Below are 20,977 nucleotides of genomic sequence, written 5' to 3'. Positions count from 1 at the left end.
TGATGACGTCGGCGCTCGAGAGCGATCGGTGATCCCGCTTCCGGAGTCACCGTCAAGAAGCTTCGACGTAGATGAATAGCTTTCGTTTGGGAGAACGATGATACCGTCGCCAGCGCTATCCGAAGCGAGAGGGTCGATAAAAGATCGGATTCCCGGGCTGGGGCGGCGGATCAAGCTGACGCATGCGTGGCAGTTCGCTTTGGCCTGCGTTCCGGTGCTTCTTGCCGGCATGGCGATTATTGGCTTCTGGGTGTCAGCGAATATCGAACGGGCGATATTGCAGAACCGGGCGGACGCAACGGCGTTGTTTGTCGACAGCATCATCTCGCCTCTTGCTCAGGATCTTTCATCACAAACATCACTGGACGAGCAATCGCAGTCAGATCTCGTCGCCGCCATATACAGCGGTCCCCTGGCCAGCCGGATCTTCTCCTTCAAAATCTGGACACGTGGCGGAAAGGTTGCATTCAGCACCGATCCCGAACTGGTCGGCAAGGCTTTCCCGCCTCAGGCATCGTTGCAAAAGGGCTTGGATGGAATTGTTACGGCAGAATTCGATCCATTGCATGGGGAAGAGCATTCATTCGAGAGAATCAGCGGCCTTCCATTCATCGAGATCCACAGCCCTATCCGCGATGCGAAAACGGGAGACGTCGTCGGGGTCGCCGAGTTCTATGAGCGTTCCAGCGAAATTCTGAAAGAGCTTCGGCGATCGCATATCCGCAGTTGGCTCGTTGTCGCCGGCGTCACCATTGGAATGCTTACGGTCCTTTTCCTGATTGTCGCACGGGGAAGCGCCCAGATCGAGCGACAGAGGCGGAGGCTGGACGATCAGGTCCGCGAGCTGTCACAGCTGCTGGACCTAAACACAGTGCTGCGGCAACGGGTGGATGAAGCCTCCCAGCGGACTGTCGCTCTTAACGAGCGCTACCTTCGTCGAATTTCCTCCGATCTCCATGACGGTCCGACGCAGCTTTTGGGTTTTGCCATCATGCGCCTCGAGGCGATCAGAAAAGGCAAGGGCCGGGAAGACGACGAAGGATTGATCCGCAGCTCGGTTCAGGACGCGATCGATGAGATCCGCAATATCTGCCGCGACCTCAGGCTTCCGGAATTGGAAGGGCTGTCCGGGAGAGAGGTTGCGGCCAGGGCGATCAAGGCCCATGAGCTTCACTCCGGCATTCAGATCGACGCCGAAATTGCGGAGATTGACGTAGCGAGCCAGGGTGCCAGGATCTGCATCTATAGATTTCTGCAGGAAACGTTGAGCAATGCTTCGCGCCATGCCGATGCCACCCGGATCACGGTCTTGGTGAAACCGCATCTCGATGGAATCGAGGTGCTGGTGGAAGATGATGGCATTGGTTTCACGGCGGATCCGGATAATGCCGGTCTGGGTCTTTCCGGCTTGGAAGAGCGGATAGCAAGCCTTGGGGGACGGATGGAGATCAGCAGCGGTGGTTCAGTCGGAACGGCTGTGAGGATGGTCCTGCCATGACGATGTCGGCTGACATGAATAGGCCGTTGCGCGTTGCCATCGTAGACGATCATCCGATGTTTCGGATGGGCGTGGTCCGCGGCCTTGAGGACGAGGGCGGTATCGCCATCGTTGGCGAGGGAGCTAATGCTGCAGAGGCAATCGCCATTTATCAACGCGAGCGGCCGGACATAAGCCTTCTGGATATTTCGATGCCCGGTGGCGGCCACACAGCGATCCGTGGCATTCGGGACATCGATAACAATGCCGTCATCGTTGTACTCACAGCCTCCGAGGACGAGAACGACGTCTTCGAAGCGTTGAAGAGTGGCGCCAAGGGATATGTACTGAAGGGTGTCGAAGCCGGATCTCTCATGGCGGTCCTTCGAAGTGTCGTCGAAGGCGAAACAATTGTGTCTCCCGGGCTTGCATCGCGTGTTCTCTCGGAAATGACTGACCGTCCAGCGGTTGGGGAGACCACTGGAGCGAGCTCGGCCAGACATAATATGCCGCGTCTGACCCCGCGCGAGGAACAGATTCTGACGCTCGTTGCTGAGGGGCACAGCAACAAGGAAGTTGCTCGCTTCCTTTCTCTTCAGGAGAAATCAATCAAGCACGTCATGACACGTGTCTTGAAAAAGCTGGCCGTCCGCAATCGAACCGAAGCTGCGCTGCTGATGAGAGAGTGGCAACACGAGAGCGGGACACGATGAATGGAATGAAGGCTGCCAAGCTATACGGACCTTGGTCCGCATAGCTTGGCACAGCTCATGCGGATAAGTGGAGTTTCGTTGAAAGGATTTCGCCTGACAGCAGAAATCCACATCGAAACCTGGCCATTGTCGAGCGGAAGCTCATGGCCCTTCATCGCGGAGTTCTCCATGAAAGCCAAGGCCCTCCTGACTTCCGTGCTTCTTGCCACGTCAGTCCTTTCCATGCCCTCGCTGGCATCTGCTGCCGAGATCAATCTCTATACCACGCGCGAGCCTGCGCTGATCGCGCCGCTTCTCGAAGCCTATGCCAAGTCGACCGGCACCAAGGTCAATACCGTCTTCATGAAGGACGGCCTTGCGGAGCGCGTCGCGTCGGAAGGCGCAAGTTCCCCGGCGGATATACTTATGGTCGTCGATGCCGGCAATCTCGTCGATCTCGCCGAAAAGGGCGTGACGCAGCAGATCGAATCCTCGGTTCTCAACGAGGCCATCCCCGCCCAGTTGCGTGACGGCAAGGGACACTGGTTCGGACTGTCGATGCGCGGGCGGGTACTTTATGCGGCCAAGGATATCGACCTTGCATCCTTCAACTACGAGGATCTCGCCGATCCTAAGTGGAAGGGAAAGGTCTGCATCCGCGCCGGCCAGCATCCCTATAACACCGCGCTGATTGCGGATTACATTGCGCATTACGGTGCCGACGAAACCGAAAAGTGGCTCGCGGGCATGAAGGAAAACCTGGCGCGCAAGGCCGCCGGCGGTGACCGCGACGTTGCAAAGGATATTCTCGGCGGGATCTGCGATATCGGCATCGGCAACACTTACTATGTTGGCTTGATGACCTCCGGCAAGGGCGGCGAGGAGCAGGTCAAGTGGGCTGAGGCCATCAAGGTCGTGTTGCCTACTTTCAAGCAGGGCGGCACCCAGGTGAATGTCAGCGGCGCTGCCGTTGCGAAGAACTCGCCGAACAAGGCCGAGGCCGTGAAGTTTCTGGAATACCTCGTTTCCGACGAAGCACAGAAGATCTATGCCGAGGCGAATTACGAGTACCCGGTCAGGGCCGGTGCCGCGGTTGATCCGATCATCGCCTCCTTCGGCGAACTCAAGATCGATACGAAGCCCCTTTCCGAGATCGTCAGCCATCGCAAGCAGGCGAGCGAACTGGTCGACAAGGTCGGCTTTGACAACTAGCTGAAATGACGGCGTCTCCAGCCTTGATATGGCTGGAGACGCCGCCCTTCACAGATCATGGACGTTGATATGCCTTCCAGTTCGCAGGTCATTGGCCGTCTGGTCGCCGGGCGGACCGGGCGATCCGGTCGAGGCTGGCTGCTTGTCTCCCTTTGCGCCGGGCTGGTGGTCATTCTTCCCATCGCGGGCTTGATGCTGGAAGCGATGAAGGGGTCGGCAGGGCTCTGGGGACATCTCTTTTCCACCATTCTTCCAGTCGCCCTTGTCGATACGGTAATCCTGCTCCTTGGCGTAGGATTGGTCACTGCCACGATAGGCACGAGCACAGCCTGGCTCGTGACGGCCTATAATTTTCCCGGAAGGCGCCTGCTCGAATGGTCACTGCTTCTGCCGCTTGCAGTGCCCACCTACATCATCGCCTATGCCTATCTCGACATCCTGCATCCGATTGGTGTGGTGCAGGGCTCTATCCGCTGGATACTCGGTTACGAGACGCTGAGGCAGTTCCGCCTTCCGGACGTTCGCTCCATGGCTGGCTGCATCCTGCTGCTCGGCTTCGTGCTTTACCCGTATGTCTATATTCCGACCCGTGCGATGTTTCTTACGCAATCGGGCAATCTGGTCGATGCGGCCCGCACGCTTGGGGTTTCACGCCGTGCAGTCTTCTGGCGTGTTGCTCTGCCCCTGGCGCGGCCTGCGGTGGCGATCGGCATCGCCCTCGCATTGATGGAAACATTGAACGACGTCGGCGCCGCAGAGTTTCTGGGTGTACGCACTCTAACAGTCTCGATCTACACCACATGGATCACCCGGACGGACCTGCCGGGGGCATCACAGATAGCACTGGCCCTGTTGATGGTCGTATTGGCCCTTGTCGGGTTGGAGCGCTTTGCCCGGCGACAGCAACGTTATGCAACGGATGCGCGGCGCACACGTGGTCTGGCACAGCAGGAAGCAGGACCGGTGAAAGGTTTGTTCTTCCTCTTCGCCGGCGCGCTGCCGGTTCTCATCGGCTTCATCGTTCCGGCTATCTATCTCTCGACCGAAGCCTGGAAGCGCTATCAGTTCGCCGGCCTCTCGCCGCGTATTCTCGATGAGGCTGTCAGCACCATCCTGATCGCAGCATTGGCGACAGCCGCGACGGTTGGGTTCGGTCTTGTTGTCGCCTACACCAACCGCGTCCGACCAGGCAGGTTATCTGCCATGTCGCTGCGGATTTCGACCATGGGCTACGCAGCGCCCGGCACTGTCGTTGCAATCGGTGTTCTGATCGTTCTCGCCGGGCTCGACCGGTTTATCGATCGCACCGCATCGGATTGGTTCGGTGTTTCCACAGGCCTATTGTTCATGGGATCGGGCGCCGCCCTGGTCTATGCCCTGACGATGCGGTTTCTTGCTATCTCGGCGGGCGGCATAGAAGCTGGTCTGTCGCGAATTCCACTATCGCTCGACCATGCGTCGCGAACGCTCGGACAGTCGACCCAGGGCACATTTCGTCACGTTCATCTGCCATTGTCGAAAACGGCCATCGCGGCGGCCGCCCTTCTGGTCTTCGTCGATTGCGTCAAGGAACTGCCGGCGACGCTGCTACTGAGGCCACTCAACGTCGAGACATTCGCCACCCATCTCTACGGGGAGGCCGCACGGGGTACCTATGAGGAGGCGTCAATCGCGGCGCTTGCCATCGTCGCCATCAGTATTCTCCCCGTTATCCTGCTCTCCCGTGTAGGACGAAACGAGCCAGATAGATCCGCCAAAACGTTTCGTCAGGGAGAAATCCCGGTCCATGAGGCACTATGAGCATGCAACGAAAAACCGCCGTGCGGCTTGATAAAGTTGGGCGCATTTTCGGCGCCGCCGCTGCAGTCAAGGACATATCGCTGGAAATCACCGGCGGAGAAATCCTGTCGTTGGTCGGCCCTTCCGGCTGCGGCAAGTCCACTCTTCTGCGCATCATTGCCGGGGTAGAGACGGCGGATACCGGACAAGTCTTTCTTGACGAACGCATGGTCGATGGCGGTGAATTCATTGAGCCCGAGCGGCGGCGTGTCGGGTTCGTGTTCCAGGACTACGCCCTGTTTCCCCATCTCTCGGTTCGCGACAATATCCTCTTCGGTCTCAAAGGGCGCCCTCGGCGCGAGGCTGTTGCGACAGTTTCGGATGTGATGGAGCGAATTGGGATCAGGCATCTGGCTAGTCGTTTCCCGCATACGCTTTCCGGAGGTGAACAGCAGCGCGTTGCGCTTGCCCGGGCCCTTGCTCCCACGCCGTCGGTTGTCTTGTTGGACGAGCCTTTTTCCAATCTCGATCAGGGGCTGAGGGAGCGGGTGCGGGCCGCCACGCTCTCAGTCCTCCGTTCCGCCGGGGCCACGGTCATCATGGTAACCCATGATCCGGCCGAAGCATTGTCTTCCGGAGATCGCGTCGTGCTGATGCGCGCCGGCGAAATCGTCCAGGCAGGGACGCCCCGTGAGGTCTATAGCCATCCCGCGAACGCTTATGCCGCGGATTTCTTCTGCGCCTTCAACAAGATCCCCGGAGCCTATCGGGATGGATCTTTCGAGACGGCCATCGGCAGGTTTGTACTTCCCTCCATCGCTCAGCGTGAAGGTTCGCGGATGCTGTATGTCCGTCCGCAGGCCATCAGGATCTCGAAGGATCTGGGCGAGCATACTGCCTACATCGAAGAACGGATTTTTCTCGGTGCGTCGGAAAAGGTCGTGCTGAAGGTCGAGGGACTGGAGGATAGGCTGACTACAGTCGTGACAGAGCCTCTGCCGGCAGATGCCAGGAGGGTCACGATTTCCATCGTTCCCGAATTGCTGCTGACGTTCTGATCACGGGCCGTTTTACTCAAACGTTCTTCACTTGCCTGGCTTCTTGCATACACGTAGCAAGGCATTGCACCTTGACGGGAATGGGCATGACTGGGAATCCACAAAACTACGCGATGCCGGGAGCAATGTACTTCGACCTGGCACCGTCGGCGGGCGGCGAACCCTATCGCATATTTTTCTCTATTCCGGCGGGAGAAGCACCCGAACAGGGATGGCCGCTACTCGTCATGACCGATGGCAATGCGACCTTTCCCTTCGCCTTGGCCAGCCTCGTCACCCAGGCACCATATCCCGCGGCGACGAATGTGGGTTGGGGTGTCATCGTGGCGATCGGCTATCCGTCCGACGAGCCCTACAATGCGCAGCGAAGGGCCTGGGATCTGGGGCCGCCGCCGGTCAAATCTTATCCGCCGTATTTCGAGGGCGGCCCTCCGGTTCTTATCGGCGGAACCGGCGACTTGCTGGATTTTATCGAGAAACAGCTCTTTCCTCGGCTCGTCGAAATGGTGCGGATCGATACCGCACGGCGATCGCTCTTCGGCCATTCCTTCGGTGGGCTTTTTACCCTCTATGCACTTTTCGAGCGTCCCGGTCTATTCGCCAACTGGATTGCCGCCAGCCCGAGCATTTACTGGGAAGGCCGTGAGATCCTGAACAACGAAGCACGCCGGCAGGCCGCGCCGGGCAACGCGCCATTTCTTCACTTGTCCGCCGGCGAATACGAGGGGGATCAACTGGCTCCCTTTCAGTACCGCAACGAGGATGCCGGATCCCGACTGGAGAAAAGGAAGATCGAGCGGACGGTCACGCTGGCGGAGGAGATGGCGGCGCGGCTGGATGGTTCCGTGGACGGCATCCGCACAGAATTCGAACTCTATGCGGGCGAGACGCACATGTCGGTGCTCGGCCCTGCCATCAACCGCGCCGTCAGCATCGCTTTCGCGGTCAAGCGTTAAACAACGTCGTCCGCCACGATCGCGTTCAGATCTCGCCCCATATCGGCTAAAAGCATCACTAGCTGACCGCCATGTACATTCGCCGTTATGAGGTGGCTGTATTCACCCGATGCTCCCTCCGGGGCAATAGAAGGGTCGGCCGTCAATACTGAAATCGCGGACCTGCCTGATGAGCCCCGCGCGTAAACGGTTGAGCAAAGCCGCTACGAACCTTGGCGCGAAAACCCTGACGGCTGTCAGGTTTTTTGGATGGAGAGGCTAAGCTGGGAGAATTCGAGCGTATGGTGGATGAAGGACATTCGACATGCTCGATAAATCGCCAGCTGTCCGCTATCTCTGTCGGTATGACGGAATTCGCGAACTGAAGCGGGGATGATGCGCAAGACGAGAAAGGCGTGGCTCACCAGGGTGCTCGCCGGCATAGGCGGGCTGTTGGCCGCAGCGATCTCGCTGGGATATTCCCTCTATGAGCAACGCGAAGCCGACGTGGTCCCAAAGGTCGAGGTGGGGAGGCCGGTCGAGGCAGGGCGCTGGAATGTGTCCATTGCCTCATCGGCCATCGGCACGGTGATGCCGAACGGGGCGCGGATATCACCGAGCAAGAAGGCCATCGTCGTCGACATGGTGCTTGAGAACATTTCGGCGGAAAGCTCTAACCTTTATGGCGACCTGATCAGGCTCGCCAATGTTCCCGATGCACCGAAGCCGCAGTATTATCTGAAGCGCGACCGGAGCATTCTTTGGGACCTACAGCCGAGGATGCCCGAGGCCGTGTCTGCCATCTGGGAAGTGCCTGAGACACTTGTCCTCCCCAAGGTTTTGCAGCTGCGGGTCGAAGGCACCTTCTTCAAGCCGCGCGACAATCTCTACTCCGCGCCCGGCTGGTTTCCTTCGGGTAGCTTTGCGGAGGTCGCGTTGCCGCTCGATGCCGCGGCAGCCGGAGCAGAGCCATGATGCGACCGGCCTTGATATCCATCGCGATACTCGCGGCCGCGACGCTGCTTGCGGCACTGCAAGCGACGACACCGCCCTATGCCATGCTGACGGGACCGATCCGCACAGCCGGGCAGCAGGCCGAGACTGTTTCAAGCGCAACTTTCAGCGTGAAGGTCAGCCGCGTCTTGAGGGCCAGAACGATCGCCTATAAAAATTTTGGGCGCGACGTCGACCTGCAGAGCTCCGGCGTCTGGGTTGTTGTTTCCGCCGAGCTGCGGGCCTTTCGGGAGACCATGCCGGTGCGCGCCGCGACCCTGATCGGCGCTTCCGGCCGATTGTATCGGCAATCCCGACGGCCTGACGGGGCTCCAGGCATCATCTCGGCGAAGACCGTCCAGCCGGGCTTGCCAACCACGGGCATTTTCATCTTCGAGCTCCCCGAGGACGAGACACGAAGCATGAAACTGATGGTCTCCGAACAATATGATCCGCAGCTCAAGGATGAGATCGGCGTGTTGCTCCAACAGGATGACACAAGCCTGCGCGAGAGACTGGAGATCGGCAAGAATGGCATCTGACCGAGACAGAAAGATGTGGTGGCTGTCACTCGTCGGCTTGCCGCCGCTCGTTGCCGCGGCTATTGCGATCAATGCCTGGCGCAATATCGAGGATTACAGGCATCGCATCGAGGTCAGCATCATGCACGGCCCCGACCACCTCGATTATGCCGGTGCGTCATGGCGGCTCGAAAAGGTGAGACTGATTGGCGATGGCCGGGACACGCAGTTGAAGCTTCCCGGTCAGATGCGGCTTGTCATCGTCCGCATGGTGGCGACTGCCACGCGGGATATCGGGGAAGGCTGGGGGCAGTGCGAGATCAGCCTGACGGACGGGGCAGGGCGTCGCTGGCGGCCGCTCGACGTCAACCTCTCGAATGATATCAGCCGCGATCTCGAGCCTGACAAAGATCCTGTCAGTGGCTGCGGTATCACGTCGCTGACGCCGCCTCCGAAGGATCATGCAGTGCTGATCGAAGAGAAGTTTGTCGTCCCGGCTGAGGCAGTATCGGCCCTGTCCGCCCGGTTGAGCGTTGCGGCCCTGCGGCCGAAAGCCATCGGCTTTTCACTCTCCCTGAATTGACGTCACGCCGCGCGACGCCTCCATTCCCGCCCTTGCGCGAAACCGACTTCGAGCGTGGCGGCCAGCAGGCATATCTTGATCGGCGTGACCAGAAGACCTTCGCCTGGTTCGCTCGGCATCCCGATGAAGGGCGAAATAACCTGCGCAATAATTTGCCAGAGCGGCAGGTCATGAGGGCCGATGAGCTGCGTAAGGCCGTACCAGACCCAGGCGGATCCCCAATCCAGAAGGCGATAGACGACAATGGCGACGAGAACCGGCACAACGCCGGAATTCAGCGCAAGGCCGATGCCCTCGGCAAGCGCCCGATACCGTTTCAGCGTGCCTGCAAGAAAGTGCGAAATGAAATCACGGAGGGATTTCGGCAATGCCTGCCAGCGGGAAACGGCACGGGCGAGACGTCCCTCGCCAGGCGCGCGCTCGCCGTGGATGTCATAGCCATAGACAAGGGCCGCAAGCGTCAACCAGACCACGGGATAGAGTGCATAAAAGAACAGGCTGATCAGGCGCGTTCCTATCGGCGGCGAAGAAAATTCCGGTGGCAGCGGAATGGCCGGATTGGCGGCGGCGTCCGTCACGGGTGCAAGGAGGCCGAAGAACATTCCGATCGTTTCCGGAAGATGACTGAACCAGGCACGAATATCGTCCTGCCATTCTGACAGCACGAAAAGACCGATAAAGGCCCAGTTCGCCTCGCAAACCACGATGAGGACAGGCCAGATCGATGCATGCGAACGCTTGTGCATCATTTTAGCGAAACGCCGCACGGCCCAGGCGACGACAACGGGCACGATCAGCCATGCGCCGCCTGAGACGTCCAGCAGGCCGGTTGCCTCGCCGGAAAGAAAGAGACTGAGCGACAGACGGGAATAATCCCGCACGGTGTCGCCAAGAAACCCCCAGGCTGCGTAGAAGGCGAAGAAGGGGACAAGGGTGAGAGCCAAAGCGCTGACGAAATTGCCTGATGTTGTCGTTATCTCCTCACGGGCGTCCGGCCGTTCGTCTAGCGTCCGCGAGGCCGCATCGAGAGCCGGAAGACCGCGGCGGACCGTCTCAAACAGAGCGACGATGACGATCAGTTTCAGCAGAACGACAATCGCCAGCATCGAGAGGCCGGCCAGCGAATTCCAGCGCCCGATCATCGCCGCGATCTCGTTCAGCAGCAGATTGCCGATAAATCCGAGGAGCCAGAGCGCCGCCAGTTGCGGCCAGAAATGCCACAGTAAGTTGATGGTCAGTCGCAACTGCTGAAGCGCAGTTTGAATACCACCGAGGGAACTGGCCGACTGAGCAGAGTATGGCATCTGCTTCGGATAGCACTTCGGCGATACCCGGCCAAGAATTCAATGGCACAAACAAACGGACTACTATGGTCTCAATTCTGGCTTATTCAGGGTTGACCTGAATGCTTCGTGCGCTATGTTTTTTGCATATAAGAAGTGCATTTTTCTCGCCATCTGGAGACCAGCTTGGTTTCGGTGGTGTTTTTCTTGGTTATTTGGACTGCTGGGGTACTTATGGATTTCTCCACCGACAATGCCTCCTCCGCTGCCGATTTCATCCAGGCAGCGCGCATCCTGAAGATCGTGTCGCCCTTGGGCGAGGATCAGCTGCTCGCCGAGCGGGTGACGATCGAGGAGGGCGTGTCGTCGCTGTTCGAGATCCGCCTCTATGCCCGTACCAAGAAAAGCCAGATCAAGCCGGAAGAGTTGATCGGCCGAGTGATCGACGTGTCGATCGAGGTCCAGCAGGGTGACGGCGAGGAGGGCTCGGCCATCCGCCGCCCGTTCAACGGTCTCGTCACCGAATTGAACGAAGGCCCGCCGATCACCCGCGGCCTGCGCTCCTATGCGATGGTGCTCAGGCCACAGATGTGGCTTCTGTCGCGTCGTTCCGACTGCCGCATCTGGATGGACAAGACCTCTGTCGAAATCTGCGAGACGCTGTTTTCCGAACACGGCATTCCGGCACCGGACTTCTCGGGCGTGATTTCTGCGCCACCACCACAGCACTACAGCGTGCAGTGGAACGAGACAGACCTTGCTTTCCTCACCCGCCGTTTCGAGGAGGACGGGCTGTTCTACTGGTTCAGCCACGAAGACGGCAAACACAAGCTGCATGTAGCCGATACGGCCAATGGCTGGCTCGGGCCGTCACCGTCGGCGCAGGGAGAGGGCAGGGTGCGCCTGGCGCAGGGATCGTCCGACCGCAACCACATCAATGAATGGGCCCGTCGCTTCTCTTATGTGCCGGGCCAGCGCGCCGGTGCCGACTGGAATTTCGAGACGCCGCGCATGGTGCCGGGCACGATGACGCCGTCGCTGGTGCAGATGCCGGATGCGACGAAGCGCGAACTCTACGAATACCCGGCCCGCATCTCATCGGTGGCCGAAGCCGAGCGGGCGCAGAAGCTGAGGTCGCAGGCCTCAGAAGCCGACCACGACCGGGTCTTCGGCGCCTCGACTAGCCGCATCCTCGAGGTTGGCCGGCGGTTCACCCCCTACGAGGTTGCCCATCCCGACCATGCCTATGACGAGCATGTGCTGATCAAGGCGGTCTACACCGTGGTCGACCGGTCCTACGAGACCAATACGAACGAGCCGGAATATCGCCAGGAATTCGAAGCCGTGCCGTCGCGCGTGCCGATGACCCCGCATCGCGAGACGAAGCGTCCGCGCATCGAGGGCACCCAGGTGGCGATCGTCGCGGGACCCGAGGGCGAGGAGATCCATCCGGATCAGTACGGCCGCATCAAGGTATGGTTCCCCTGGGACCGCAAGGCCAAGAAGGACGGGTCGGATACATGCTGGGTGCGGGTGGCGCAGAACTGGGCCGGCTCCACCTGGGGCGGCCAGATCATCCCGCGCATCGGCATGGAGGTGATGGTCGCCTATGTCGATGGTGACCCGGATCGGCCGCTCGTGACGGGGGTGGTGCCGAATCCAAGCACCGCCGTGCCGTATGATCTGCCGGCGAACAAGACCAAGAGCATTTTCCGCACCAACACCCACAAGGGGCACGGCTTCAACGAGATGTCCTTCGAGGACGAAAACGGCCTGGAAGAAATTTATCTGCATGCGCAAAAGGATCGCAACGAAAAGACGCGCAACAATCACACTGAGCGTATCGACAACAACTGGGTGCAGTCGGTCGGGCACAACAAGGCGATAGAGATCGGCAACAATCAGAGCGAATCGATCGGCGGCAATTACACCGTGACGGTCGGCCCCAGCGGGATCGGCAAGCTCATTTCGCAGGTCGATGCTTGGGGTGCGCGCGGCATCTCCATGGTAGGCTATGATTTTGGCATCCTTGGAGCGTCGGTGGCAGGAGTCGGCAACATGTTCACCTCCATTGATCGCTCCAAGCTTGAAATCGTTGGCCTGACCAGTTTCGAAGATATCGGCCTCAACAAGACGATCTCCACAGGAACCGAATTCAAGGTCATCTCCGGCAAGAGCATCGATATCTCGTCGGTAGAAAATCATGTCGAGGATGCTGGCGGAAAACGCGTCATCCAGGCGCAGCAGAAGCTTGAACTTGTATGCGGGGCTTCGAGGTTGTCGCTGCTTCCGACCGGCGAAATCATTCTATCGGGAACGAAACTAACCATGTCGATCAGTGATTCTATCATGGTCTTTGCCAGTAGCATGACATCAAAATTGACAACGTTTTTTAGCGTTCTGTCAAAACGTATCGATCTGAATTGAGGCTTAGATGTCCGGAGGTATTACTTATTCAGGCAACGTGGTCCAAAACGAAGCTTCTGGGGGCAACGGAGCCGAAGCGGTGGAAATTCCTTTCAGCGACGGGAATTTCCTGCAGCGAGCTGCAAACAAGAAGCCACAAAGTACGCTGGACTACCTTAGATCGACGGTCTCGGGGTTCGTTGACGGTACCTATTCCTGGCCATTCGACTATACGCTCTGCCTGCACTGGATCGCTGGCACCGCCGGATTCTATGGAGGAGGGATTCAATCGGTCTGCAATCAGCAGACTCAGCGTATCTATAATGTCGCGCAGGCGGCCGGCAGCGCAATCTACTATCTGATCTTCCGCGGACTTCTCTGGAAACTGTTCAATAACGAGGATGCTCGTCTCGTTGTTCGGAGGGAACTAGATCAGGTCGATATTACACAGCAATTATCGGACAGATTGCCCGGTCTCCTGCATGGTGGATCGCGGATGGTCGGACGCTACATGAGCGGGGCTGCCTTTACCGCCTGGATGCAGAGCGGTGGCAGGGTGAAAGGCCAGGCCTCACGGGGTGCTGCCGCTGCCATCATCGGTTTCAACTTTCTGGCTGTGAATTGGGGGGCGGCACTGCATGTTGCTCTGAAGCATGGTGATGCAATCGACGTCGTGCAGATTTTCATCTCCATGATCACGGGTGATCCCGACCATCGATTGTCGGACGAAGACTACAAGGAGCTCTTCGAGACGGCGCAGAAACTTGCAGACGTGGTACTTCAGGATCCCAAAAACGCGGAGGATTTTGCGCAATACAAGGAATTTATCGAGAAATTCCTGCAATTTGGCCGAAGCGGAGGGCAATCATGAGCCTGATCAAGTCTGTCGGCTGGATGTTGGCGGGGATGCTTGGCTACTTGCTGATGATCGTGTCGGGGATCGTTATTCTGTCGGCTCTGTTTCTGACCAGCGCCGATCTGACGCTTCAGAACATCGCGATATTGGCAGTCTGCGTGCTATTATTCCTGTTCGGTTTTTACCTGAACTATAAAAATATCCGTCGCTGAAAAGAGGGCCTGTCCGGTAACCATAATATGCGCAAGCTGATCTATGTCCTGATCTTCACTACCCTTGGCGGGCAGACCCTGGCGGACGACAATAACGCTTCGCTATGCGACGGTATGACAGGCACGGATCGCGTGAGCTGCGAGGCCGCATTGGCGCTTTTGGTGTCGGGCGGCTCGCAGGAACCCGGTTCGAGCGTTTTTGCCGCAGCCAGTTCAGGAAACTGGGTGTTCCGCCATCAAACGGCGGATGCCAAGCACTGCGCTGTCCTGGTCAATCATCTTGTTCTTCCGCAAGACAGGCAGACCCGGCTGATGTACACGTCGCAGGACCGGTTGGTCGACCTAGAGATCGCTGAGCTGGGCATTCGCAAGACAGCTATCCCCGGCCGGATGAGCGACACAATAATCGAAGGCGCAAGGCTTGCCGACAGAGCCAAGGCCGAGTTGCCGACGGCAGGCGGTCCCCAGGGTGCGAGCATTCACGTCGACGTACTGCAGCCCGCTGCCTACGGCGAATGGGAGCGCACGGTCGTTACACAAAGCTGCGGATCACCAAAGTGAGATCCCATGCATGGGAACACAAACATGCTTTTTCTATAGCCTATGGGGTCGTTTGATCGGTGATACTCGATGTACTCGCCGCCTTCTACAACGGGAGGCATTGCCTCTTCCCACTACGAACAGAATGGTACCTGACACAGTCGCGAACAGAGGATTCGCTCATGCCCCCAGCCCATCGACGCGCCGACATCGGCTCCGCCCATTCCTGCCATTTCCCGCCGACGCCTGCGACCGGCGGCAGCCCGGATGTCTACGTCAACAACCGCCCGCTGATGCGGGTCGGTGACGCCTACGTCCCGCATGGCTGCCCGTCCTGCCCGCAACCTTCCCATCTGCGGGCACTTGCGGCCGGTTCGGCCACCGTCTTCATCAATGGCAAGCCGGCCGGGCGGATCGGGGATGCGATCGATTGCGGGGGCAATGCCCAGACCGGGTCATCCAATGTCTTCATCGGCGATGAGGAGGCCAAGGCCGCCGGTAGCGGCACCGCCTGCCAGGCCGGCATGGCGGCGCAGTCAATTCCGACGGTTCGGGGCTAAGCATGGCGGAGACGGCTGACGAGAAGGCGGGGCTTTCCGTCATCTGGCAGGCCTTTCTGGCTCGTCTTTTCGAAATCGCTGATGGCGGCGACCAGCGCATCTATGCCGTGATGGACGGCGTCCGCTTCGGCGGTCTTCCGTCGCGGCTTTCGGCGGCCGGCCTGAGCCATCGTCCGCTCTATCGCCAGGCGGGAATGGACACGGCCGTCGTACTTGGCGGACCTTGGCTGGTGTCGCTTAGCATGGCACCGCCGGCGCCGGTTTCGCAGAATGCCGCAGATCATTCAGCGGAGCCGGGCGACGAAGAGCTTGCTGCACTGGCGGAAAGGCTCTCTGCCGAGATGGCGGAGGCGGTTGCCAATGGTGACGAAAGCGGCGGCGGCATGCTGCCCGCCGACGAGATCGACCGGCCGGAGCGGGTCAGGAGTCGGATCGAAGCCCTGCTCGAACTGGTCGAAGACAAGCCGGGCGTCGTGTTCTGGATCGGCGACCGCTCAATGGCGGAAGAGGAGATCTACCGCCATCTGCGCGGTATCAACCGGATACTCCTGCCGCTGGAGCGGGACGCCGTTGCCGGATCGGCTCTTTCAGGAGCTTCGGCAGAGGGCGAGATCGCGCTGGCGGCCGGCGAACCGGATCAGGAGGCGTCATCCATCGATGCCGATGGTGACGGCAAGGAGCGCTACGAAGCCGTCGTCTTCCGCCATGCCGATCCGAATGTGATCATGCAGGTGTTCCCGACGCTCTCGCCGGAACAGGTCGCCCGCCTGATGGGCCCGGCCGAGCAAATCTTCTTTGCCCCTGCCGCCGAATGGGGCGGCAGCATCAAGCGCGGCCGGCGGCCTCAGGATGTCGCTGCCGAAAAAGGCATGCTGCGGCTGACCCGGCTGACCATCGAGGCGATCGGAGAAAGCCGACTGCAGGCCTCGCGCCACCGTCGCGTGGCGGTGTTCCGCCGGTCTGCGCCGCATCTGTTGCAGGACATGGATGATCGAGAAGCGCTGATCTTCATGGAGCGGCACGAAATGCAGGCGCGCGCCCATGGATTGAAAACCGAACGGGGCTTTTTCCAGTGGACCTATCTGATGGGGGCAAGTGACGGCAAGTTCATCGAATCGGCGGACATCCGGGCGCATCTCAAGGGCGGAAACGCGGATGCCCGGTTGAACGACATGATGCGGCTGATGGCGAACGCGGCGAAGGAAGGGATACGCGCATGAGTGCTATGGCCGTCGCAGGCGGAGAGGCGGTGCTCGGTCGAGCGGCCGCGGGTGTCGCGACCAGGCTTGGAGCTCGTGCCGCGCTCGGCTTCCTCGGGCCGGTCGGCGTGGCGATCGGCTTGGCCATGCTGGCCTACGAAGGCTATGAACTTTACAAAATGTACAATGAAAGCCATGTGGAATCGGCCGATGAGGAGCCTGAAGAATGCTCGGGCAATTGCCAGCCTCCGCCGCCGGAAATCGCCGGGCAGAAGCAGGATGGCCATGTCAAGGGAACGCCGCAGAACAAGAACCGCGACAGGCAGAAAAAGCCGACATCCACCTTCAACGGCGACCGCGAGGAAGCGGATGACCTGACGCAGGAAGCGTGGCAGAAAGGGACACCCGTTCCAGGCCGTCCGAACGTAAAGGATCATGATTTTGGTCGTCCGGTAGGAACCGGGCCAAATGGCGGGAGCCAGACGAAGGTTCGCGTGCATCAGGGCAATGATGGTCGCATTCACGGCCATCCGGCCGGGCCGGAATCGACGCTTCCCTCTTCGTGAATACAGCAAGGCAGACAAGACGATGAACTACGACAGTTATATTCGCCAAGCGTATAGAGATCTCCAGGAACCGGATTACGGCTTTGTCCGTGAAGCCTTAGATGCAGGTCGTTACGACGACATCCGCCCGGGTCTTACAACGGTCGGTTTCTCTGTCGTCGATGACACCGAGCCCAACACGGACGTCTGCCGTACCCTGATTGTTGGCAAGGATGACTTTCAGGCCGCGGTGAAACTGTCGTTCGCGGGGCCGTTTGCAGCTGTCTTTCGCCTGCAAGGAACGAACGAACACCTGCAACGCATCATCTCCCTTCTGGCTGATCGGGGTATGTCGGTGCTGACGGATGATGTCCTCTCTCAGGCCTATGAAATTTCCCTGCTCGATCTCGATGAACCGCCGACCGTTTATAACGCGCTGTTCTCGACGGATCCTATGCCATCCTGATGACCCGTTTCTCTCGCCATGGGATCGCAATGCCTCGGTGATCTCACCGTATCACCAGCATACTTTCTCTACCGTCACAACGGATGATCGCATGCCCGGAAAACTGGTTACGCTGACCCAAATGGAGACGCGCTTTAAAGCCGATGTGCTCGTCGCAATGCTCTCAGCCTACGGGATTTATGCTGTCTACCTAGGATGGAAGGAAAGCAGCGATCTTTACTCTATAAAGGTCGTCAACATTGATCTGGCCAATGCCCAAGCTCTTCTGGTTGCGGCCGTGAACAGTTGATGATCTGAGCTTCAACATTTTGCGACATATTCGTTCAACGATGTGAGCAAGGGCGCTGAATTTTCCCGATTAGCCTCTCAGCCCGTGGGTGGTATCGAGCTTTACAGTGATCCTGCAGTTCACAATAGAGTTTGCGCACAGCAACTCGGATGCGATCACGGATTTTGAGATGTGATAAGTCGCCGGCCGCTGAACGTATCAATATGCGCGAGAAGCAAACTCCTGTGCAGGCTACCCGTCAGCAGCGCGATCCGCTTCGCGGAGTTGAAAATTTGTGTTGATGCTGGCATCCGCGATGCGGACACGACGAAAGCCTACTTCAGCTCATACGCGAAGCGGCTTTACTGCCTACATGCACCGTTTATTATTCGGAAAGCCGAGACCTTTTCGGACGGTCATGGGTGCGGTCCTTCGTTCATTCGCGCTGCCCAACGCGGAAGCTTGTTCAGGCTGAACTAATGCCAACCACCGTCAGACGGGAGTTGCAAGCTTCTGATGTTCATCCATAGCGGGAACTGAAGGTCACATAACTCGGAATTATGTTAGTTTCTAATGCCTTGGATTGAGCTTCACTGAAGTCAAATAGTCGATTGTTCAAACCGTTAGCTAGACGTCTCCGCGACGGGTCGCTGGTTCAGATCCTTTCAAGGCCCGCACCTCAGCGGCCCGGCCAAAGGCCCAGGAATGTTTTCGCTATGCTTTCAAGTTCGACTTCCGTTGCACCGGCGCCAGCCGCTGCGAGAAGACCATCGGTTGCTGCCTTCAAGGTCAGTGCGAGCCCGCGTGCATCGAGATTTGAGCTAAAGTTTCCCTCGGTCTGTGCTCTCACGATGCGCGAAACCAATTGCTCTCGCCAGAAATCACCGCGCTCACGAATGAACGTTCGCAGCGCTATGTCGCCCGGCCCGAAACTCGATGAATGCACCACCGCCATGCTGGCCCGTGGATCACCGCGATCCGTCTTGAGATCGATGGTGTTGCGCAGGAGATGCTCTGCTACGCCCCGCGCAGAGGACTGAGCAAGCGCTTCGCGCATGTAGCTTTCTTTTTCTTTCTCATACCGTTCGACAACGCGTTTGAAGAGTGCGTCCTTGTTGCCGAAGGTCGCGTAGAGGCTGGCTCGGTTGATGCCCATTTCCTTGAGGAGAAGGCTCATGCTCGAACCCGCGTAGCCGCATCGCCAGAACACTCGAGTTGCTGCCACGAGTGCTGCTGTTTCGTCGAACTGGCGAGGGCGTCCCCTTGCCTGCTTTTCTGTTTTTTTCACACGGCCTTCCAGCGTCTGCTTTGCCCTAAACCAATACAGCCGCCGATTGCCCGGCGGCTGTAATTCGAAGAATTCAATTGTCGCATGTTCTAAGCCCTCCACCCTACGGCGAAAAAGGCAACCTCGCTATAGCTTGATCCGTTCTATGATCTCGTAATAGGCATGGAAATCAAGCCATTCGATCCCCGAGACGACCCGGCCGTCCTGCATGGTCATGATATACATATACTCGTTTCGATACGGCTTGCCGTCCGCTGCTGTCGTAGCGCTTTTGATCCGTGCGAATACGTTGTCTCCGTCGGCCCAAGTGCCGTCGACTGTAATCGTTAGGGGAGATGCAAACCGCGCGAACAAGGCCTCCTCGGCCTTCGCGAATAGCTCAGTCTTGCTGCTATAGGTTCCAGCCACCGGCCCGTGACCGGCTAGCGTCCATTCAACGTTCTCGACGAAGATATCGAAGAATTTTGCAAAGTCTCTAGAAGAAGCCGCAAGCGCGGCGTTGACGATGTTCAGGTTCGACTGCTCGATTTCCGAATACGGCATTGATTGTTCCTTTCCACGAAATCTCCAATTCCGCTTGCGATAAAACATAAATATGGACTGATCGTTCCAAAAATATTTGTTGTTGAACGGTTCGTTGACTTACCTGGCCAACGCAGCCCCCCAACATCACACGCCACAAGAAGGTCAACCTTCCTTCGATATGCTGCCGAAGTTAGCCTATCAACAACGTCTGGATAGGTTCGCCGGATTGAGCAAAGCTGTGCGCGATGCCCGGCACGTCAGAGTAAATCAGCATGGCGAGTGCGGGATTGCTTTGAGAGCCATACCCACTGGGGTAGATGCAAATTACAAGTTTTGGCGCGAAAACCGACGCGCGACAGTTTGAGACGTCCTCCATCCGCCAGTCCGCCATAAAGAAATTCTGGCCGATCCCGCCGGATCAATCACAAAACACAACTTCGAGTGTCGTGATGAGGCTTCCACAGAGCGTCGGCCGGCTGCGCACTTATAGTCCATCTGTAGGTTTCTGAGACGCGTATCAACGCATATGTTTATCGAACCACGCCAGAATCCGGTCCGGGTGACGCTGAAACCATGTATATCCATCCCAGCGGCTACTCGTGTCTTCGATCCAGAACATCGATTTCTCCTCTGTGCCGATTGCCTCGAAGATCCCCTCCAGATCGGACGGCCGCGTGACCGGATCGCTCCGCACGCCATAGATAAGCGTCGGTAGTGTAACCGATCGCGCCCAGTCGCGCGGGCCTTCGGCGGAGACCGAGACGCCGATGATCTCCTGCAGCCGTCTATCCGCATCGTCTGCGTGTTCCGCGAGCCCGGCGCCGTGCAAGCTGCACTCCAGCGCAACACGTGCTGAAAGCAACAGAGGGGCGACAATGCAGCGCACTCCCGTGAACGCCTCGGGGTGATCGGTGAACGCTCGGAAAGTGGCATTGGCACCCATGCATCTGCTGAACAGGCCGATGGTCATCTCTGTAAGCTCTTGACGAGAGCGCACGTAAGCCAGCGCGCCCAGAACGTCCCGCAGCTCAAACCGTTTGTTGGATGTCAGCCCGCCGTTGGCGGCAGCACTATGCCCATGGTTACGGAAGTCGTAGGCCAGGACATTGTACCCGTGATCATGCAGGATCCGGTAATCGGAAATGAAGTTGATTTCGTAGTCGTTGCCCGGCCCCCAGGCCGATTTCCATGGCTCTAGGTGTGAGGGGAACCCTGCCTTGCTGAAACCGAACGCGTGCGCGCAGATGATCAGCCTGTCCGAACTTTTGCACGGAATGAACCATCCTTCCAGCACAGTCCCGTCCGACGAGGGAAAATAGATGTCTTGCCATTCAAGGTCACTGTCGGCTGGGGTTCGTACAACTGGTGAGCGCGTGCTGTAGGCGAGACCTTTTGCGATCGCATCGAGCGTGTCGTCGAGATTCTGGGAATCTTGTTTTGTGACAGTATCGGACATTAGCCCTCCGATTTCAGAAAGAGAAATATATCGGCACGGTCCGCGTTGATCGGTGTTTGTCAGCTTTCGTCCCTTCGACGGTGGACCATCCGCATGGCTGTCGGACTAAAGCGACATAGGGGA

22 protein-coding genes are annotated in these 20,977 nt (G+C 58.5%); 18 read left to right on the top strand and 4 right to left on the bottom strand.

The window, feature by feature from the left end:
• The first annotated feature begins 97 nt into the window (after window positions 1-97).
• The 9 genes from BM216_RS01070 (at window position 98) to BM216_RS01030 (ending at window position 9,250) form a co-directional block, all read left to right on the top strand.
• Entirely contained in the window at window positions 98-1,498 is a 1,401-nt protein-coding gene (locus BM216_RS01070) for a sensor histidine kinase (protein WP_092993610.1), read from the top strand.
• A 14-nt stretch (window positions 1,499-1,512) separates the two neighbouring features.
• Window positions 1,513-2,190: a response regulator gene (locus tag BM216_RS01065; protein WP_092994995.1), complete on the top strand. Its 678-nt coding sequence runs from the start codon at window positions 1,513-1,515 to the stop codon at window positions 2,188-2,190.
• A gap of 222 nt (window positions 2,191-2,412) precedes the next feature.
• Window positions 2,413-3,381 (top strand): Fe(3+) ABC transporter substrate-binding protein, encoded by a 969-nt coding sequence (locus tag BM216_RS01060; RefSeq protein ID WP_092994992.1) that lies wholly within the window; start codon window positions 2,413-2,415, stop codon window positions 3,379-3,381.
• 192 nt (window positions 3,382-3,573) lie between these two features.
• Entirely contained in the window at window positions 3,574-5,181 is a 1,608-nt protein-coding gene (locus BM216_RS01055; RefSeq protein ID WP_244530053.1) for an ABC transporter permease, read from the top strand.
• The gene (locus tag BM216_RS01050) at window positions 5,178-6,218 is read left to right on the top strand and encodes an ABC transporter ATP-binding protein (RefSeq protein WP_092993607.1); all 1,041 of its coding nucleotides are present in this window, start codon (window positions 5,178-5,180) and stop codon (window positions 6,216-6,218) included. The genes BM216_RS01055 and BM216_RS01050 overlap by 4 nt, the downstream gene beginning before the upstream one ends.
• 86 nt (window positions 6,219-6,304) lie before the next feature.
• Window positions 6,305-7,174: an alpha/beta hydrolase gene (locus BM216_RS01045; RefSeq protein ID WP_092993604.1), complete on the top strand. Its 870-nt coding sequence runs from the start codon at window positions 6,305-6,307 to the stop codon at window positions 7,172-7,174.
• A 375-nt stretch (window positions 7,175-7,549) separates the two neighbouring features.
• A complete protein-coding gene (locus BM216_RS01040) occupies window positions 7,550-8,128 on the top strand; it encodes a hypothetical protein (RefSeq protein WP_143102701.1) in 579 nt (192 codons plus the stop codon).
• Window positions 8,125-8,688, top strand: coding sequence for a hypothetical protein (locus BM216_RS01035; RefSeq protein ID WP_092993598.1), 564 nt, complete (start codon window positions 8,125-8,127; stop codon window positions 8,686-8,688). The genes BM216_RS01040 and BM216_RS01035 overlap by 4 nt, the downstream gene beginning before the upstream one ends.
• Complete coding sequence (locus BM216_RS01030; protein WP_143102700.1) at window positions 8,678-9,250, top strand: hypothetical protein; 573 nt, start codon at window positions 8,678-8,680, stop codon at window positions 9,248-9,250. The genes BM216_RS01035 and BM216_RS01030 overlap by 11 nt, the downstream gene beginning before the upstream one ends.
• A gap of 2 nt (window positions 9,251-9,252) precedes the next feature.
• Here the strand turns inward: BM216_RS01030 and BM216_RS01025 are convergent, their stop codons facing one another.
• Window positions 9,253-10,554, bottom strand: a complete 1,302-nt coding sequence (locus tag BM216_RS01025; RefSeq protein WP_143102699.1) for a hypothetical protein — start codon at window positions 10,552-10,554, stop codon at window positions 9,253-9,255.
• A gap of 213 nt (window positions 10,555-10,767) precedes the next feature.
• On the opposite strand from BM216_RS01025, the gene tssI reads away from it, so the two are divergent.
• The 9 genes from tssI (at window position 10,768) to BM216_RS00980 (ending at window position 17,606) form a co-directional block, all read left to right on the top strand.
• Entirely contained in the window at window positions 10,768-12,960 is a 2,193-nt protein-coding gene (gene tssI, locus BM216_RS01020; RefSeq protein WP_092993589.1) for a type VI secretion system tip protein TssI/VgrG, read from the top strand.
• 7 nt (window positions 12,961-12,967) lie between these two features.
• A complete protein-coding gene (locus tag BM216_RS01015) occupies window positions 12,968-13,810 on the top strand; it encodes a hypothetical protein (protein WP_092993586.1) in 843 nt (280 codons plus the stop codon).
• Window positions 13,807-14,007, top strand: a complete 201-nt coding sequence (locus tag BM216_RS01010) for a hypothetical protein (RefSeq protein ID WP_092993583.1) — start codon at window positions 13,807-13,809, stop codon at window positions 14,005-14,007. The genes BM216_RS01015 and BM216_RS01010 overlap by 4 nt, the downstream gene beginning before the upstream one ends.
• Window positions 14,008-14,034: 27 nt before the next feature.
• On the top strand, window positions 14,035-14,568 hold the full coding sequence (locus tag BM216_RS01005; protein ID WP_092993580.1) for a cytochrome c oxidase subunit II: 534 nt from the start codon (window positions 14,035-14,037) through the stop codon (window positions 14,566-14,568).
• A 161-nt stretch (window positions 14,569-14,729) separates the two neighbouring features.
• Entirely contained in the window at window positions 14,730-15,107 is a 378-nt protein-coding gene (locus BM216_RS01000) for a PAAR domain-containing protein (protein ID WP_092993577.1), read from the top strand.
• A gap of 2 nt (window positions 15,108-15,109) precedes the next feature.
• Window positions 15,110-16,327, top strand: coding sequence for a hypothetical protein (locus BM216_RS00995; protein WP_092993574.1), 1,218 nt, complete (start codon window positions 15,110-15,112; stop codon window positions 16,325-16,327).
• Window positions 16,324-16,872 carry a hypothetical protein gene (locus BM216_RS34545; RefSeq protein WP_244530027.1) on the top strand — a complete coding sequence of 183 codons (549 nt, stop codon included), beginning with the start codon at window positions 16,324-16,326 and terminating at the stop codon, window positions 16,870-16,872. Before BM216_RS00995 ends, BM216_RS34545 begins: the two co-directional genes overlap by 4 nt.
• 22 nt (window positions 16,873-16,894) lie before the next feature.
• The gene (locus BM216_RS00985; RefSeq protein WP_092993571.1) at window positions 16,895-17,317 is read left to right on the top strand and encodes a hypothetical protein; all 423 of its coding nucleotides are present in this window, start codon (window positions 16,895-16,897) and stop codon (window positions 17,315-17,317) included.
• A gap of 91 nt (window positions 17,318-17,408) precedes the next feature.
• Entirely contained in the window at window positions 17,409-17,606 is a 198-nt protein-coding gene (locus BM216_RS00980; protein WP_092993568.1) for a hypothetical protein, read from the top strand.
• A 658-nt stretch (window positions 17,607-18,264) separates the two neighbouring features.
• On the opposite strand, the gene BM216_RS00975 is transcribed toward BM216_RS00980, so the two are convergent.
• The 3 genes from BM216_RS00975 to BM216_RS00965 all read right to left on the bottom strand — a co-directional run bounded on the left by BM216_RS00975 (window position 18,265) and on the right by BM216_RS00965 (window position 20,854).
• Entirely contained in the window at window positions 18,265-18,873 is a 609-nt protein-coding gene (locus BM216_RS00975; protein ID WP_177230669.1) for a TetR/AcrR family transcriptional regulator, read from the bottom strand.
• 126 nt (window positions 18,874-18,999) lie between these two features.
• Complete coding sequence (locus BM216_RS00970; RefSeq protein ID WP_177230668.1) at window positions 19,000-19,416, bottom strand: nuclear transport factor 2 family protein; 417 nt, start codon at window positions 19,414-19,416, stop codon at window positions 19,000-19,002.
• A 499-nt stretch (window positions 19,417-19,915) separates the two neighbouring features.
• Window positions 19,916-20,854, bottom strand: coding sequence for an alpha/beta hydrolase family protein (locus BM216_RS00965; protein ID WP_143102698.1), 939 nt, complete (start codon window positions 20,852-20,854; stop codon window positions 19,916-19,918).
• Between the last annotated feature and the right edge of the window lie 123 nt (window positions 20,855-20,977).

The organism is Rhizobium sp. NFR07, assembly GCF_900111905.1.
GTDB lineage: Bacteria > Pseudomonadota > Alphaproteobacteria > Rhizobiales > Rhizobiaceae > Neorhizobium.
This window is presented reverse-complemented; position numbering and strand designations above follow the sequence as displayed.

Excerpts from the sequence above, each read along its gene's own strand:
- BM216_RS01070 (WP_092993610.1), top strand. The coding sequence starts at position 98 with ATGATACCGTCGCCAGCGCTATCCGAAGCGAGAGGGTCGATAAAAGAT.
- BM216_RS01065 (WP_092994995.1), top strand. The coding sequence starts at position 1,513 with ATGAATAGGCCGTTGCGCGTTGCCATCGTAGACGATCATCCGATGTTT.
- BM216_RS01060 (WP_092994992.1), top strand. The coding sequence starts at position 2,413 with ATGCCCTCGCTGGCATCTGCTGCCGAGATCAATCTCTATACCACGCGC.
- BM216_RS01055 (WP_244530053.1), top strand. The coding sequence starts at position 3,574 with ATGCTGGAAGCGATGAAGGGGTCGGCAGGGCTCTGGGGACATCTCTTT.
- BM216_RS01050 (WP_092993607.1), top strand. The coding sequence starts at position 5,178 with ATGAGCATGCAACGAAAAACCGCCGTGCGGCTTGATAAAGTTGGGCGC.
- BM216_RS01045 (WP_092993604.1), top strand. The coding sequence starts at position 6,305 with ATGACTGGGAATCCACAAAACTACGCGATGCCGGGAGCAATGTACTTC.
- BM216_RS01040 (WP_143102701.1), top strand. The coding sequence starts at position 7,550 with ATGCGCAAGACGAGAAAGGCGTGGCTCACCAGGGTGCTCGCCGGCATA.
- BM216_RS01035 (WP_092993598.1), top strand. The coding sequence starts at position 8,125 with ATGATGCGACCGGCCTTGATATCCATCGCGATACTCGCGGCCGCGACG.
- BM216_RS01030 (WP_143102700.1), top strand. The coding sequence starts at position 8,678 with ATGGCATCTGACCGAGACAGAAAGATGTGGTGGCTGTCACTCGTCGGC.
- BM216_RS01025 (WP_143102699.1), bottom strand. The coding sequence starts at position 10,554 with ATGCCATACTCTGCTCAGTCGGCCAGTTCCCTCGGTGGTATTCAAACT.
- tssI (WP_092993589.1), top strand. The coding sequence starts at position 10,768 with ATGGATTTCTCCACCGACAATGCCTCCTCCGCTGCCGATTTCATCCAG.
- BM216_RS01015 (WP_092993586.1), top strand. The coding sequence starts at position 12,968 with ATGTCCGGAGGTATTACTTATTCAGGCAACGTGGTCCAAAACGAAGCT.
- BM216_RS01010 (WP_092993583.1), top strand. The coding sequence starts at position 13,807 with ATGAGCCTGATCAAGTCTGTCGGCTGGATGTTGGCGGGGATGCTTGGC.
- BM216_RS01005 (WP_092993580.1), top strand. The coding sequence starts at position 14,035 with ATGCGCAAGCTGATCTATGTCCTGATCTTCACTACCCTTGGCGGGCAG.
- BM216_RS01000 (WP_092993577.1), top strand. The coding sequence starts at position 14,730 with ATGCCCCCAGCCCATCGACGCGCCGACATCGGCTCCGCCCATTCCTGC.
- BM216_RS00995 (WP_092993574.1), top strand. The coding sequence starts at position 15,110 with ATGGCGGAGACGGCTGACGAGAAGGCGGGGCTTTCCGTCATCTGGCAG.
- BM216_RS34545 (WP_244530027.1), top strand. The coding sequence starts at position 16,324 with ATGAGTGCTATGGCCGTCGCAGGCGGAGAGGCGGTGCTCGGTCGAGCG.
- BM216_RS00985 (WP_092993571.1), top strand. The coding sequence starts at position 16,895 with ATGAACTACGACAGTTATATTCGCCAAGCGTATAGAGATCTCCAGGAA.
- BM216_RS00980 (WP_092993568.1), top strand. The coding sequence starts at position 17,409 with ATGCCCGGAAAACTGGTTACGCTGACCCAAATGGAGACGCGCTTTAAA.
- BM216_RS00970 (WP_177230668.1), bottom strand. The coding sequence starts at position 19,416 with ATGCCGTATTCGGAAATCGAGCAGTCGAACCTGAACATCGTCAACGCC.
- BM216_RS00965 (WP_143102698.1), bottom strand. The coding sequence starts at position 20,854 with ATGTCCGATACTGTCACAAAACAAGATTCCCAGAATCTCGACGACACG.